This is a genomic window from Pseudomonas fluorescens NCIMB 11764, from assembly GCF_000293885.2.
Classification (GTDB): domain Bacteria; phylum Pseudomonadota; class Gammaproteobacteria; order Pseudomonadales; family Pseudomonadaceae; genus Aquipseudomonas; species Aquipseudomonas fluorescens_B.
In genome coordinates this window covers 3,780,352-3,794,308 of sequence record NZ_CP010945.1, presented here as the reverse complement: position 1 = coordinate 3,794,308, position 13,957 = coordinate 3,780,352, and the positions used below count along the sequence as shown (strand labels likewise).

Annotated in this window: 14 protein-coding genes; 6 read left to right on the top strand and 8 right to left on the bottom strand. The window is 61.0% G+C overall.

The window, feature by feature from the left end:
- Positions 1–12 precede the first annotated feature (12 nt).
- Positions 13–621, bottom strand: coding sequence for a lytic transglycosylase domain-containing protein (locus B723_RS17535; RefSeq protein ID WP_017337941.1), 609 nt, complete (start codon positions 619–621; stop codon positions 13–15).
- Positions 622–814: 193 nt separating this feature from the next.
- On the opposite strand from B723_RS17535, the gene gspG reads away from it, so the two are divergent.
- The 3 genes from gspG (at position 815) to B723_RS33685 (ending at position 3,189) form a co-directional block, all read left to right on the top strand.
- Positions 815–1,264, top strand: coding sequence for a type II secretion system major pseudopilin GspG (gspG, locus tag B723_RS17530; protein ID WP_017337940.1), 450 nt, complete (start codon positions 815–817; stop codon positions 1,262–1,264).
- Positions 1,265–1,276: 12 nt separating this feature from the next.
- Entirely contained in the window at positions 1,277–2,464 is a 1,188-nt protein-coding gene (locus tag B723_RS17525; RefSeq protein WP_017337939.1) for a type II secretion system F family protein, read from the top strand.
- Positions 2,465–2,613: 149 nt separating this feature from the next.
- Complete coding sequence (locus tag B723_RS33685; protein WP_080995127.1) at positions 2,614–3,189, top strand: hypothetical protein; 576 nt, start codon at positions 2,614–2,616, stop codon at positions 3,187–3,189.
- A gap of 83 nt (positions 3,190–3,272) precedes the next feature.
- Here the strand turns inward: B723_RS33685 and B723_RS17515 are convergent, their stop codons facing one another.
- Positions 3,273–4,169 (bottom strand): LysR family transcriptional regulator, encoded by an 897-nt coding sequence (locus B723_RS17515; protein WP_017337937.1) that lies wholly within the window; start codon positions 4,167–4,169, stop codon positions 3,273–3,275.
- Between the two features lie 160 nt (positions 4,170–4,329).
- Here B723_RS17515 and B723_RS17510 point away from each other — a divergent pair, with 160 nt between their 5' ends.
- On the top strand, positions 4,330–5,349 hold the full coding sequence (locus B723_RS17510; protein WP_017337936.1) for an alpha/beta hydrolase: 1,020 nt from the start codon (positions 4,330–4,332) through the stop codon (positions 5,347–5,349).
- Between the two features lie 203 nt (positions 5,350–5,552).
- Complete coding sequence (locus B723_RS17505; protein ID WP_017337935.1) at positions 5,553–6,989, top strand: mechanosensitive ion channel family protein; 1,437 nt, start codon at positions 5,553–5,555, stop codon at positions 6,987–6,989.
- Between the two features lie 173 nt (positions 6,990–7,162).
- Here B723_RS17505 and ycaC read toward each other — a convergent pair whose 3' ends face one another.
- The 6 genes from ycaC to B723_RS17475 form a co-directional block, all read right to left on the bottom strand.
- Positions 7,163–7,789, bottom strand: coding sequence for an isochorismate family cysteine hydrolase YcaC (gene ycaC / locus B723_RS17500; protein ID WP_008032694.1), 627 nt, complete (start codon positions 7,787–7,789; stop codon positions 7,163–7,165).
- 70 nt (positions 7,790–7,859) lie between these two features.
- A complete protein-coding gene (locus tag B723_RS17495; RefSeq protein WP_017337934.1) occupies positions 7,860–9,698 on the bottom strand; it encodes an amidohydrolase in 1,839 nt (612 codons plus the stop codon).
- On the bottom strand, positions 9,695–10,285 hold the full coding sequence (locus B723_RS17490) for an antibiotic biosynthesis monooxygenase (RefSeq protein WP_017337933.1): 591 nt from the start codon (positions 10,283–10,285) through the stop codon (positions 9,695–9,697). The genes B723_RS17495 and B723_RS17490 overlap by 4 nt, the downstream gene beginning before the upstream one ends.
- Positions 10,278–10,694 (bottom strand): DoxX family protein, encoded by a 417-nt coding sequence (locus B723_RS17485; RefSeq protein ID WP_017337932.1) that lies wholly within the window; start codon positions 10,692–10,694, stop codon positions 10,278–10,280. The genes B723_RS17490 and B723_RS17485 overlap by 8 nt, the downstream gene beginning before the upstream one ends.
- A 643-nt stretch (positions 10,695–11,337) precedes the next feature.
- A complete protein-coding gene (locus tag B723_RS17480) occupies positions 11,338–12,258 on the bottom strand; it encodes a LysR family transcriptional regulator (protein WP_017337931.1) in 921 nt (306 codons plus the stop codon).
- A gap of 31 nt (positions 12,259–12,289) precedes the next feature.
- Positions 12,290–13,273, bottom strand: a complete 984-nt coding sequence (locus tag B723_RS17475) for an MBL fold metallo-hydrolase (protein ID WP_017337930.1) — start codon at positions 13,271–13,273, stop codon at positions 12,290–12,292.
- Between the two features lie 212 nt (positions 13,274–13,485).
- On the opposite strand from B723_RS17475, the gene B723_RS17470 reads away from it, so the two are divergent.
- Complete coding sequence (locus tag B723_RS17470) at positions 13,486–13,941, top strand: helix-turn-helix domain-containing protein (protein WP_017337929.1); 456 nt, start codon at positions 13,486–13,488, stop codon at positions 13,939–13,941.
- Positions 13,942–13,957 lie beyond the last annotated feature (16 nt).

The window sequence follows — 13,957 nt, the reverse complement described above, 5'->3', positions numbered from 1 at the left end:
CACGTTCGCCAATCACAGCGGCGCATCCACGGCCAGGCCCTGCAAGCGGCGATATTGGCGCAGCACGCTCGGCACATAACGCTGGGTTTCGGCGAACGGCGGGATCACCCCGCCACGGCTCAGCACCGCTTGCGGGCCGGCGTTGTAGGCCGCCACGGCGAGGGCGATGTCGTTGTCGAACAGGGTCATCAGGCGCTTGAGGTATTTGGCCCCGCCCTGGATGTTGGCCTTGGGGTCGTAGACGTTGGTCACGCCCATCTCCCGGGCGGTCTCGGGCATCAATTGCATCAGCCCTCCCGCCCCTTTGGCCGACCGCGCACGGGCGTCGTAGGCGGACTCGGCCTGGATCACTGCATGCAACAGCGCCGCCGGCAATTCATTGGCCGTGGCGGCTGCCGACACCAGCTCGGCATAGGGTTGCCGGGCAATCATCTGCGGCTGTTGATCGAAGCTGACCAGTGACGATTCAGGCTCGTGAATCACCCGTTCATAGGTACGACCGGGACGGTGGACATTGGACAAAACGTAGCTGCCCTTGCTGTCCACGGAAACGAACACATCGGCCTGAGCTGTACCTGCCAGCAGCACACAGCCGAGCAGTCCAGTGGTGAGTGTTTTCATTTTTTGTCTCCCCTGACCGGCCCCGAAAAATGGGGCTAATGCCCCAATGGCCGGTAGTGAACCAGCCGTACGCAAGCACTGTGCCGAATGCGCGAAGGCCGGTAATTCAGGGGTTGCAGAAGGTAGTCCGGTGGTGAGCATGGCAATTGCATGAGCGGTATGGCGACCCTTCTGCCGACTGTGTGAGGTCATCATGAATCAGCGTCTGTGTTGTGCCCCGCTTCACTGTTCACCGCGAGCCCAGCGCGGGTTCACCCTGCTCGAACTGTTGGTGGTGCTGGTGGTGCTCGGGTTATTGGCCGGCATCGTCGCGCCGAAGTATTTCGCCCAGTTGGGTCGCTCCGAAGTGAAGGTGGCCAAGGCGCAAATCGAAGGCCTGGGCAAAGCGCTGGATTTGTACCGTCTGGAGGTCGGTCATTACCCATCGACCGAACAGGGGTTGCAGGCGCTGGTCACCGCGCCCAGCGACGAGACCCGTTGGACCGGCCCGTACCTGCAGAAAAAATTGCCGCAGGATCCTTGGGGCCGTAACTACACCTATCGCTACCCCGGCGAAAACGGCGAATACGATTTGCTGTCCATGGGCAAGGACGGCCAGCCCGGCGGTGAAGGCGAAAACGCCGAAGTCACCAGTTGGCAATGACGGGAGGCGACCATGCGCTTTCATCTCAAGGCGGTCGGCAAGGCTGGCGTGGTCGCGATGACCATCGAGGCCCAAGGCGACAGCGAAGCCCGGCGCATGGTCGAAGACCAGGGGCTGCGAGTGGTCAGCCTGCACGCCGAGCGCCATTGGCGCGCGTTGCGATTGCACAAGCGCGAGACCTTCAACCTGGTGTTGTTCAGCCAGGAACTGACCACGTTGCTCAATGCGGGCCTGCCGTTGATCGATGCGCTGGAAAGTCTCGCGGAAAAAGAAACCGCGCCACAGGCCCGCAAGACCTTGAGCGAACTGGTGCGCCTGCTGTACGAGGGCAAATCGTTTTCCCAGGCGTTGGCTCAGTTGTCGGCAGTGTTCCCTCCTCTCTATGTTGCGCTGGTGCAGTCCAGCGAGAAGACCGGCGCCGTGGGCGATGCCCTGGGCCGTTACGTCAGCTATCGCCAGCGCATGGACGAGGTTCGACAGAAGATCGTCAGCGCGTCGATCTACCCCATGCTGTTGCTGGTGGTGGGCGGTGGCGTGGTGTTGTTTCTGATGGGCTATGTGGTGCCGCGCTTCAGCCTGGTGTTCGAAGGGCTGGGCAACAACCTGCCGTGGCTGTCGCAAGTGCTGATGAGCAGCGGAATGTTCCTGCATGCTCATCAGGGCGAATTCTTCGGCACATTGGCGGCAATCGTCGTCGCCCTCGCCTTCCTCCAGCGCCAACCGGCCTTTCGCCGGGGTGTGGACCGGGTGATCGAAAAACTCCCGGCGGTCCATCAACGCATCTTCATGTACGAACTGGCGCGCTTCTACCGCTCGCTGGGGATTCTGCTGCAGGGCGGCATCCCCCTTGTCACGGCCATGGGCATGGTCCGCGGCCTGCTCACCGTCGCCTCCCGCGTGCGCCTCGACCAGGCCTGCGAACGGGTGCGCGAAGGCCAATCGCTGTCCGCCGCGCTGGAGCTCAATCACCTTGTCACTCCGGTATCCCTGCGCTTGCTGCGCGCCGGCGAGCAGTCCGGCAACCTCGGGCAGATGATGGAGCGCAGCGCCGATTTCTACGACGAAGAAATCAGCCGCTGGATCGAATGGTTCGTGCGGTTGTTTGAACCCTTGCTCATGACCTTCATCGGTCTGCTGATCGGGGTCATCGTGATCCTGATGTACATCCCGATTTTCGAGCTGGCCTCAAGCATTCACTAGCCTCGGGAGCAGGACCGGGTTGTACCGCTCATCGCTCGTCGACGGTACAACTGAATAAATCTGGACGTTGCGGTGTTCACCCACTGAATCGAGCAGCACGTTGCATTGTTCATCAACGCTCCAATCTGAATAAGAAGACGGAGAACGACATGCACATCAACAAGCTTTTACTGGCAGTAGCGATTGGCGCAGTTTTGTCGGCGTCGACCGTATTGATTCCGGACAGCCTGTCCGGAGTATCGAGCGCACAGGCCAAGGACGGCGGGAGTGGAGGTGGCGGCGGCAGTGGTGGTGGCGGTGGTGGCGGCAGCGGTGGCGGTGGCGGTGGCGGTGGCGGTGGTGGTCACGGCGGCTCTGGCGGTGGCCACGGCGGCTCTGGCGGTGGCCACGGCGGAAGCGGGGGCGGCGGCAACAGCGGCGGCCATGGTGGAAGCGGCAGCGGCGGCAACAGCGGCAGTGATCATGGTTCGGGACACTCTGGCAATACGGCCTCATCCGGCCGCAATGGCACCCATGCCGAGCCGGGAGACGATCACGGCGTTCATCACGCGGGTGAAATTGGCCATAACCGTGGCGTTCATCATGCCGGCGAAATTGGCGATGACCACGGCGTTCACCGCTCCGGTGAAATTGGTGATGACCATGGAGTTCATCGTGCTGGCGAGATCGGCGATGACCATGGTGTGCATGTCGGTGGCGAGCCGGGGGATGACAAAAGGTCCTGACCGCCATTGAGAAAAGGTTCACCACAAATCCCTGTGGGAGTCGGGCATGCCCGGCTCCCACAGGGAGTGTGCGAACCCTCCCTCTACAGACCACCCTCGGTCTGATCCAGCCGCTCACGCAAAAACTCGACCAACGCCTGCACTGGTCGCGAACTCTGGCGATGCTGCGGATACACCGCCGACAACGTCAGGGGCTCCGGGCGAAACTCATCCAGCACCGGCACCAGCCGTCCATCCTTCAATGCCGCCCCGACAATAAACGTCGGCAGGTAAGTAACCCCCATCCCGGCAATGGCCGCATCCTTGAGCAACTCCCCGTTATTGACGCGCATCCGCCCGGTGACATTGACCGCCAGCGGCTTGCCCTGCCCTTCAAAACGCCATTGCACCTGACGCCCGTGGCCGTACGGCAGGCAGTCATGCGCGTGCAAGTCTTCAGGTTTGAGCGGCGTACCACGCTCGGCCAGGTAAGCCGGGCTGGCGCAATACACCCGCTGGATGGACGCGATGCGTCGGGCGATCAGCGTCGAGTCTTCGAGGGTGCCGATGCGCAACGCCAGGTCGTAACCCTCGCCGAGCAAATCCACCGGGCGATCACTCAAGTCCACTTCCACCGTGACATCGCGATAGCGCTGCAAGAACAACGGTAGCAGGCAGCCCAGATGCGCCAGCGCAAACGACAACGGCGCACTCACGCGAATGGTGCCGCGCGGTTCAGTGGTCTGGCCGGCGATGCCCTGCTCGACCTGTTCGACTTCGCCGAGCAGGCGCAACGCGGACTCGTAGTAACTCTGGCCCAGCGGCGTGACGTCCAGCCGTCGTGTGGAACGGTTAAGCAGCCTTACGCCGAGGCGCTCTTCCAGTTGCATCAAACGCCGGCTGACGAACTGCTTGGACAGTCCCAACTGATCGGCCGCAGCGGTGAAACTGCCGGAGTCCATGACCTGGCAAAAAATACGCATATCTTCGAACGGGTTCATTGTCACACTCTGGTTGACAGTTAAACGCTTTATAGCTGCTTTTTCCCTTTTCGGCATCCCATTAATCTGTGTCCACGGTGTTGCTGAGGTCTGGATCCCGGCGCAGCAGCAACCCGAACCTTAGGTGACCAACCTCTAATCAATTAAAAAGGATTTCCTCATGAACCTCGTCAAAAAAGCCCTGACCGTGTCCCTCCTCGCCCTCTCCGTCGGCAACGCTTTTGCCGCTGGCAGCCCCGGCGTCGAACACAACACTCAAGCCTTCCTCGAAGCCCTCGCTGCCGGTGGTGGCAAGCCGCTCGAGCAACTGAGTCCGAAAGACGCCCGTGCGGTGCTCACCGGTGCGCAAAACTCGGTGAAGGTTGATCTGTCGGGTGTGGACGTCAGCGATCGTGCGATCAAGGTCGATGGTCAAACCATCAACCTGAAAATCGTACGGCCAGCCAAGGTCAAAGGTGAGTTGCCGGTGTTCATGTTCTTCCACGGCGGCGGTTGGGTGCTGGGCGATTACCCGACTCACCAACGCTTGATTCATGACTTGGTGGTCGGCTCCGGCGCCGTTGCGGTGTATGTCGATTACACGCCGTCGCCGGAAGCGCACTACCCGACCGCGATCAACCAGGCCTATGCCGCGACCCGCTGGGTGGCTGAACATGGCAAGGACATCGGCGTCGATGGCAAGCGCCTCGCCGTAGCCGGCAACAGTGTCGGCGGCAACATGGCGGCAGTCGTGGCGTTGATGGCCAAGGAACAGAAAGCCCCGGCACTGCGCTTCCAGCTGTTGATGTGGCCGGTGACCAACGCACAGTTCGATACCGGCTCGTACCAGCAATTTGCCGAGGGCCACTTCCTGACCAAAGGCATGATGAACTGGTTCTGGGACAACTACACCACCGACCAGGCCGAGCGTGCACAGATCCATGCCTCACCGTTGCAGGCCAATGCCGAACAGCTCAAAGGCTTGCCGGCAGCGTTGGTGCAGACCGCCGAATTCGACGTGTTGCGTGACGAAGGCGAAGCCTATGCCCGCCACCTCGACGCAGCCGGGGTACCGGTCACGGCGGTGCGCTACAACGGGATGATTCACGACTTCGGTTTGCTCAATCCGCTGAGCCAGATTCCGGAAGTGAAAGCGGCTGTGCGTCAGGCAGCGCTGGAACTCAAGACGCATCTGAACTGAGTCCACAGCCTTCGCCACACAAAAATGTGTGGCGAAGCTGTTTTTGTGGCGAGGGAGCTTGCTCCCGCTTGAGTGCGCAGCACTCACAAAACTTGCATCGTTGCGAAGATTTTGGGGCCGCTTCGCCGCCCAGCGGGAGCAAGCTCCCTCGCCACAATTAGTTTGCCTGCGATCAACACCCTCATTCCCGCCGGAGTTGTCCCATGTCCCTTCTTCTCGGTCACCTGCTCTCCTGGAGCGTCCTGCTGCTGGTCATCGACGCCGTGCTCTGGCACCTCGCGCCGTTCAAGCATCGCGTCACACGGGTCGGTGTGCGCCTGGCCCTGTTCGTGATGTTCAGCGCGCTCATCATCAATGCCGGCGTCAGCCCCTTGCAGGCGCCGCTGTTTGCAGATGACCGCGTGGTGCAACTGGGTGCCACGGCACTGGGGATTCTCTGGTGGTTGTACGCCGCCCGGGTGCTCACCGAAGTCATCGGCCTGGTGCTGATGCGCCGCATCGGTCACAGCGGTCGCTTGCTGCAGGACGTCATCGGCGCACTGGTGTTTCTGATCGCCATCGTCGCCGCGGCCGGCTACGTGCTGGAACTGCCGGTGAAAGGTTTGCTGGCAACGTCCGGGGTGGTGGCAATCGTCGTCGGCCTGGCCTTGCAAAGCACCTTGAGCGACGTGTTTTCCGGGATCGTGCTCAACACCACCAAGCCGTATCAGGTGGATGACTGGATCATGATCGACGGCGTCGAGGGCAAAGTGCTCGACATCGACTGGCGCGCTACCCACATGCTGACCAGCGCCGGCAGTACGGCGGTGGTGCCGAACTCGGTGGCGGCCAAGGCGAAAATCGTCAACCTGAGCCGGCCGAACAACATGCATGGCGTGTCGATCAGCATTCAGGTGCCCAACCACATTCGCCCGCGTCGGGTCCTGGATGCACTGGATCGTACGCTTCAGGGCAGCAGCCAGTTGTTACTCAACCCGGCACCGAAAGCGGTGCTGAAAGAGGCCGGCGAAACCATGTCCGAATACGTGGCCAGCGGCTTCATCGCCGAGCTTGGCAAGAAAAGCGAAGTGCGTAATCAACTGTTCGACCTGGCCCATCGGCACCTCGAAGCGGCGGGCATTTCCCGTCAGCTCGACGGCGTGATCGAACCGACAACGCGCGCACGGGCGTTGCTGGATGAGGTGAAAGTTTTCCGTTCCTTGAGTGAAGAGGAACGCGATCAGATGGCGCAGTCGATGGTTGCGCAGCAGTACGCGGCCGGTCAGGTGGTGCTGGCGTTGGGTGAAGTGCCGGACAGTCTGATGGTCATTGCCACGGGTGTGGTCAGCGCCACCGTTCCCGACGGTACAGGGCAAACCGAAGCCGGTCGCATGGGGCCGAGCGAAGTGATGGGCGAACAGAGCATCCTTACCGATACGCCGTCGCAGGCGACGTTCACCACGCTGACTTCGTGCATCATTTACCGGATCGACAAATCCCTGACCCGTAGCTGCATGGAACAACGGGTTGAAGTGGGTCGGGCGTTGAACAAGTTACAGGCGGTAAGGCAGCAGAACAGCCGGTTGGCGTTGCTGGCCAAACCGGTGCAAATCAAGAAAGGCGGATTCCTGAGCTGGCTGCAGAAACGCCAACAAGCCTGACTGTATCGAGGGGCCTTTTTGAGGCGAGGAAGCTTGCTCCCGCCGGGCTGCGAAGCGGCCCCTGTTTATGAGTGCTTCGCACTCAAGCGGGAGCAAGCTCCCTCGCCACAGAAGGGCTCATTAAGACAAAAAAATACCCGCACATTGGCGGGTATTTTTCATGGCCGGTCGGCTTACTTCGAGGTGAGCACCGAATAGCTGTTCATCAGATTGCGGTAGTTTGGAATGCGCGGCGACAGCAGGTTCGCCAGGCCTTCCATGTCGTTGCGCCAGTCGCCCTGCAGCTCGCACGCCACCGAGAACCAGTTGACCAGTTGAGCACCGGCCGCCGCCATGCGCGCCCAGGCGGCCTGTTGCACGGTTTCGTTGAAGGTGCCCGAAGCGTCGGTCACCACGAACACTTCAAACCCTTCGGCCAGCGCCGACAGCGTCGGGAAGGTCACGCAAACGTCAGTCACCACACCGGCGATGATCAGTTGCTTGCGGCCAGTGGCTTTGACGGCCTTGACGAAGTCTTCGTTGTCCCAGGCGTTGATCTGGCCTGGACGCGGGATGTACGGTGCGTCCGGGAACTGCTCTTTCAATTCCGGAACCATCGGGCCGTTCGGGCCGTTTTCGAAGCTGGTGGTGAGGATGGTCGGCAGTTTGAAGAACTTGGCCACGTCACCCAGGGCCAACACGTTGTTCTTGAATTCGTTCGGCGAGAAGTCCTGAACCAGCGAGATCAGACCGGTCTGATGGTCGACCAACAGGACAACCGCATCGTCTTTGTTCAGGCGTTTGTACGGAACGTTGCTCATGTGAAGCTCCTCGATGGATGGGTGTTACATCAGGCGCCGACACCGCTGCATCGGCGCTTTCTTGTGATCGTCAGAACGCAAAGCACGAGCAGCCAAAGGCGCCCCAGAAACCCGCGAAATCGCTGACCGGCGCATTCGACAAACGCGCCTTTTCATGGCTGTGGGCATGCACGCCGCACGGCCCGCTGCAATGGTGAACCTGCGCCTGCATCGGCGACGTCGGGCGCCAATGACCCGGCACCTTCACCACCGGTGACCAGTCCGGCAGCACCGGCACACTGGCCGGGCCGAGTTTTTCGAAATCACCGGCGGCGTACACCACCTTGCCGCCGACCACGGTCAACACCGATTCGATCCACTTGATCGCTTCTTCGTCGACACTGAAAAAATCTGCGCTCAGGGCCGCGACGTCAGCCAGTTGGCCGACCTTGATCATGCCTTTCTTGCCCTGCTCGGAAGAGAACCAGGCGCTGCCGTGGGTGAACAGTTCCAGCGCGGTTTGACGGGACAATCCCTCGGCGTGCAGCTCCAGGCCACCAACGGTTCGACCGCTGACCATCCAGTACAACGAGGTCCAGGGGTTGTAACTGGACACTCGCGTCGCGTCGGTGCCGGCGCCGACCGGTACACCTTCGGCCAGCATGCGCTTGATCGGCGGCGTCGCTTCGGCCGCCTTGGCGCCGTAACGCTCGACAAAATATTCGCCCTGGAACGCCATGCGATCCTGAATCGCAATGCCGCCGCCCAACGCCCTCACCCGCTCGATATTCTGTGGAGTGATGGTTTCGGCGTGATCGAAAAACCATGGCAAGCCGTTGAACGGAATGTCGCGGTTGACCTTCTCGAACACGTCGAGCATGCGGCTGATGGATTCGTTGTAGGTGGCGTGCAAACGGAACGGCCAACGCTGCTCGACCAAGTGGCGGACCACTGGCTCCAGTTCGTCTTCCATGGTTTGCGGCAGGTCCGGACGCGGCTCGAGGAAGTCCTCGAAATCCGCCGCCGAGAACACCAGCATTTCCCCGGCGCCGTTGTGCCGCAGGTAATCGTCGCCCTGGTGCAGGGTGACGCTGCTGGTCCAGTTCTTGAAGTCGGCCAGTTCTTCCTTGGGCTTCTGGGTGAACAGGTTGTAGGCAATGCGGATGGTCAGTTGCTGGTCCTTCGCCAACTGCTCGATCACCTGGTAATCGTCCGGATAATTCTGGAAACCACCGCCAGCGTCGATGGCGCTGGTCAGGCCGAGACGGTTGAGTTCGCGCATGAATTGCCGGGTCGAGTTGACCTGGTATTCCAGCGGCAGCTTCGGCCCTTTGGCCAGGGTCGAGTACAAAATCATCGCGTTCGGTCGCGCGACCAGCATGCCGGTCGGCTCGCCGTTGCTGTCGCGCACGATCTCGCCACCCGGCGGGTTCGGCGTGTTGCGGGTATAGCCGGCCACGCGCAAGGCAGCGCGGTTGAGCAAGGCGCGGTCATACAGATGCAGCACGAACACCGGCGTATCCGGCGCGGCCTGGTTGAGTTCTTCCAGGGTCGGCATGCGCTTTTCGGCGAACTGGAATTCGTTCCAGCCACCCACCACGCGTACCCATTGCGGCGTCGGCGTGCGGTCAGCCTGATCCTTGAGCATGCGCAAGGCGTCGGCCAGCGACGGCACGCCTTCCCAGCGCAGTTCGAGGTTGTAATTCAAACCACCACGGATCAGGTGCAGGTGCGAATCGTTGAGACCGGGAATGACGCAGCGGCCCTTGAGGTCGATGACCTGGGTGCCGGAACCGCGCAGGGCCATGGCTTCGGCGTCGGTACCGACCGCGACGAAGCGACCGTCGCTGATGGCCACGGCACTGGCGAGCGGGTTTTGACGGTCAACGGTATGAAATTGGCCATTGAATAGAATCAGATCGGCGTTCATCGCGTTTCCTTGGGCTGAGTGGAAGAGGACAGCCAAGGCGCGAACAACCGCGTCGCCATCGGCATGAACATGTACACCACCGAGACGACGATGGTCAGCGTGATCAGGAACGTGGCGACCACGTAATTGGACAAAAATGCGTTGAGCCGCAGCAGCGGACCCCAGATCAGCGGCACCAGCAAGGTGTGCGGCAGAATCACCAACAACGTCACCACCGCCTGCTTCCAGCGAGGCGGCGGTGAACCGGTTTCAGCCTGGGGCGCGAACCAGAACTCATTGACCGGGTTGACCTCGGTCTGGTCGCCATCGGCGAGCATTGGCGTGGCTTCGTTGACCAGCTCCAGCCGTTGCGGCGAATCGAGCCAGCGCTGCATCGCGTCGGTGGAGCAAAAGCGCAGCACGCAGGTGTACATGTCGAGGCCGGCGTTCTTGCCGCGCATCACATCCACGCCCAAGTGCCCTTCCTGCTGCCCGGCAATGCTGACGATGTTGCGCAACCAGGCTTCATAGGGCACTTCAAAACCGGCCTTGACCCGGTGCTTGATGACCAGGGTCACGACTTCTTCGAAACGATTGGATTCAGGCATAACGCAAAGCTCCGGCAAATCGGACATTGAGCGCCAGCCGTCCCGGCCCGGCGATAAGAATGCTGGTGAACAGAATCAACAGCAGCCAGCCGAACTGCCCTTCATCGAGGCTCCATTGCGGGTGCACAACCAGCAACGCGACCCACAACACACACAGAATCGGCAGGCACGCCAGACGCACCAACACCCCGAAGATGATCAGCAGCGGACACAACACCTCGGCAAAAATCGCCATCATTAGCGTGACATTCGCGCCCAGGTGAAAAGGGTCTTCGATGACTTGCAGCTGAGCGCTGTAGTTAAGCAGCTTCGGCAGACCATGCACCCACAGCAAAAACAGACCACCGCTGACCCGCAAAAAAAACAGCCCGACGTCCTGGACCCGTTCATCCCATTGCGAAACGTTCATGGGTTACCTGCACAAATGAAAAACCAACGGCGTCAATGCGCCGGAAACTCGTTTGATAGTGCCGGTGTGGGGGCGGAGAAAATTGAATGTACGTGCTCTTTTTGAATGCCGTCGCTCATCCCCCCGCGAATGCGATGGGTCATTGAGCGTGATATTGACTGGCATACCGCCATCGCCGGCAGGCCAGCTCCCACAGGGATCGGGGGCATCAGCGGAAATCGGGTCGGCTGTCAGGCCGCCATCCCACGCAATGAATCAGCGCCCCCCACCCACCAAACCACGAGGCCGAGCGTTAGCTCGCCTTGCGCTCTTGATCTTGATCCACCCGCCCCTTCGGGAGGCTGAGTGGAGGTGTTCATCCGGGGAGTGGCGCGCAGCGCCGTTCGACGCAGTCGAACACGCTGCATGTAGGTCGTCGCGAAGCAGACCGGAGGGCAGTGTCCCCGGATGAATACCGGAGCGAAGGAACGCCGAGCCTCAGCGAGGGGCCGGACGCTCGGGGCGAGCCTTTTTTTGCTTACTTTTTTTTGGCGTTTGAAAAAAAAGTGAGTCGCCGTAAGGGCGAAACCGCCAGCCGCCGTTACCGCAGAAATGGATATGTACTCAATCAGCCAGAACCTGGTCGGCCCAAAGGCCGCCACGTTCAACCCGCAATCGGCAAAGGCCTGGACATGAACTCACTGATCCGAGACCGCAACCACCGCTCCGCCGGATCATTGTCATGCACCCCGCTCCAGGCCATCGACAACTGCGCCGCCTCAATCGGAAACGGCGGATCCTCGGCACGCAAGCCACACCCTTCAACCAACGCACACGCCGCATAATCCGGCACAGTGGCAACCATCTCGGTCCCGGCCAGCAACGCCCGCAACCCACTGAACTGCGGCACCCCCAACACCACCCGCCGACTCCGCCCGATCTTGGCCAGATCCAGATCGATATTGCCGCTCAAATCACCCGAGAACGACACCATCGCATGAGGCCGTTCGCAGTACTCGTCAAGCGTCAGCGTTCCCGGCCGTTTATCACCGCGCAGCACCTTGCACGGAATGTCCCGCAACTTCTTGCACTTGGCATTCGCCGGCAAATCCGTGGTGTAACTCACCCCCACAGAAATCTCCCCCGAGGCCAGCAACGCCGGCATCAGCAGATAGTTGGCGCGACGCACCACAACAACGATCCCCGGCGCCTCTTCCTGCAGTTGCCGCAACAACGGCGGAAACAAGCCAAACTCGGCATCGTCCGACAGACCAATGCGAAACACATCGCAACTTGTCGTCGGATCGAATTCCTTCGCCCGGCTGACCGCTCCGGAAATGACATCCATCGCCGGCTGCAACTCCTTGAGAATGGCCAGCGCCCGCCCGGTCGGCTCCATACCGCGACCGTTGCGCAGCAACAACGGATCGTCGAACAAATCCCGCAGCCGTCCCAACGCGGCACTCACCGCCGGTTGCCCCATGAACAGTTTTTCGGCGACGCGAGTCAGGTTCTTTTCGAACATCAACGCCTCGAAAATCACCAACAGGTTCATGTCGACGCGACGCAGATCGTTACGGTTCATAGGCACGGTTTCCTTGGGAGGGCATCGGACTTTACTCGATCAGCGGGACTTTCGCCGCTCGTTTGTAGGGGCCGTATTCGACCGGCACCCACTGGAAGTGCTTGCCCTCTGCCGCGATGTGACCGATACCCGGGAACGGCAAGTGCGCCGCCGTCACCCAGGTCTTGCTCGCAGCGGCATCGCTGAAAACTTTGGCGCGGCTTTTGATCGCCTGCTGACTGTTGACGTCAAATCCGATCGAGACTTCCGGGTGCGAGAACTGCACCGCAAGGTTATGCACCAGATCGCCCATGAACAGGATGCTCTGCCCCTGGGAAGTAAAACGGTACGTGGTACTGCCCGGTGTGTGTCCGGCTTCCAGCGTGGCTTCGACGCCCGGCACAGGCGACTGACCGGCATCGAACGTTTTAAAGCGACCTGCCGCGACGTACGGTGCCGTGGAATCCTGGGCGATTTTGAAATACGGTTTGGCACCCTCGGGGGCCTTGGCGAGGGCCTGGGGATCGAGCCAGTAATCGGCTTCTGCCTTCGCGGCGTAGACCGTGGCGTTGGCAAACACCGGCTTCTGCTGGCCGTCGACCAGTCCGCAGACATGGTCCAGGTGCAGGTGAGTCAACAGGATCGTGTCGACCTGCGAAGGCTCATAGCCGGCGGCTTTCATGTTGTCCGAGAGCATGCCCGCCGTCGCACCGATGCATTGACCGGCGCCGGTATCCACCAGGATCAATTGCTTGCCGGTGTTGATCAGAAAGGCGTTGAACGCGGTCTGCACGCCCGGCGTTTCAATCGAGCGACGAGCCAGCAGCGCGCGAATCTGGCTTTGGGTCAAGCCCTTGAGCAGCTTGGGCGACAGGTCGTTGTAACCATCAAACAGTGCGGTCACCTCAAAATCGCCTACGGCCAATCGGAAGTAGCCGGGCACTTGCGAACCCACCTGTGCCGGTGCCTGAGCCGAGGAAACGCCGGACGCCAGCGCCATCGCGAGGCCCAACGCGCAAATCAGAGAATGTTTCATGCCTTCACCCTTGATCGAATCGCAAAAGCGGCCCTGCCCGGGTCCGCCACATGACATCAATCATGCACGGTCCCCGCGTCCTGAAAATTGCAGCAATGTGCTGAGTTGGCACGGTTGTCCTTAACGGCGCACAGACGAAATTAACAACGTTTAACTCGCCTGCCAGAGCGCTCGCGCCCAAGAATGACGCTCAACCGACACGGACATTTGTCATGGCTCATTCTCAGCAAAACGTCGCTCGCGCGACCGTCACTGAAACGCCAAGGAAGAACACGGGCGGCCTGACCCCGTGGCGCGAAAGCCTGGCCAAGCAACTGATCCTCGAACGTCTGGGGGAAACCATAGAAGTGACCGAACTGGCCCGCGCCTGCGCGCTCTCGCGCAGCCATTTCTCCCGCGCCTTCAAGTGCAGCACCGGCCTCTCGCCCCAGGACTGGATTCGCCAGCAGCGCATCGCCCGCGCCAAGCAACTGATCCAGAGCACCGACCTCAGCCTGACCCAGATCAGCCTCGAATGCGGCTTCTGTGACCAGGCGCACTTCTGCCACATCTTCACCCGCAGCGAAGGTATCAATCCGTTTGCGTGGCGTTGCCGCGCCGTGCGCGGGCTCGACAGCAAAAGATCGCAGACTTCGCCAGCGGCTGCAGGTATGTGCATAACCCTGTAGCCGCCGCTCAAGCCTG

Bases quoted from the DNA above. Each gene is read 5' to 3' on its own strand.
- B723_RS17535 (WP_017337941.1), bottom strand. From the start codon at position 621: ATGAAAACACTCACCACTGGACTGCTCGGCTGTGTGCTGCTGGCAGGT.
- gspG (WP_017337940.1), top strand. From the start codon at position 815: ATGAATCAGCGTCTGTGTTGTGCCCCGCTTCACTGTTCACCGCGAGCC.
- B723_RS17525 (WP_017337939.1), top strand. From the start codon at position 1,277: ATGCGCTTTCATCTCAAGGCGGTCGGCAAGGCTGGCGTGGTCGCGATG.
- B723_RS33685 (WP_080995127.1), top strand. From the start codon at position 2,614: ATGCACATCAACAAGCTTTTACTGGCAGTAGCGATTGGCGCAGTTTTG.
- B723_RS17515 (WP_017337937.1), bottom strand. From the start codon at position 4,169: ATGAACCCGTTCGAAGATATGCGTATTTTTTGCCAGGTCATGGACTCC.
- B723_RS17510 (WP_017337936.1), top strand. From the start codon at position 4,330: ATGAACCTCGTCAAAAAAGCCCTGACCGTGTCCCTCCTCGCCCTCTCC.
- B723_RS17505 (WP_017337935.1), top strand. From the start codon at position 5,553: ATGTCCCTTCTTCTCGGTCACCTGCTCTCCTGGAGCGTCCTGCTGCTG.
- ycaC (WP_008032694.1), bottom strand. From the start codon at position 7,789: ATGAGCAACGTTCCGTACAAACGCCTGAACAAAGACGATGCGGTTGTC.
- B723_RS17495 (WP_017337934.1), bottom strand. From the start codon at position 9,698: ATGAACGCCGATCTGATTCTATTCAATGGCCAATTTCATACCGTTGAC.
- B723_RS17490 (WP_017337933.1), bottom strand. From the start codon at position 10,285: ATGCCTGAATCCAATCGTTTCGAAGAAGTCGTGACCCTGGTCATCAAG.
- B723_RS17485 (WP_017337932.1), bottom strand. From the start codon at position 10,694: ATGAACGTTTCGCAATGGGATGAACGGGTCCAGGACGTCGGGCTGTTT.
- B723_RS17480 (WP_017337931.1), bottom strand. From the start codon at position 12,258: ATGAACCGTAACGATCTGCGTCGCGTCGACATGAACCTGTTGGTGATT.
- B723_RS17475 (WP_017337930.1), bottom strand. From the start codon at position 13,273: ATGAAACATTCTCTGATTTGCGCGTTGGGCCTCGCGATGGCGCTGGCG.
- B723_RS17470 (WP_017337929.1), top strand. From the start codon at position 13,486: ATGGCTCATTCTCAGCAAAACGTCGCTCGCGCGACCGTCACTGAAACG.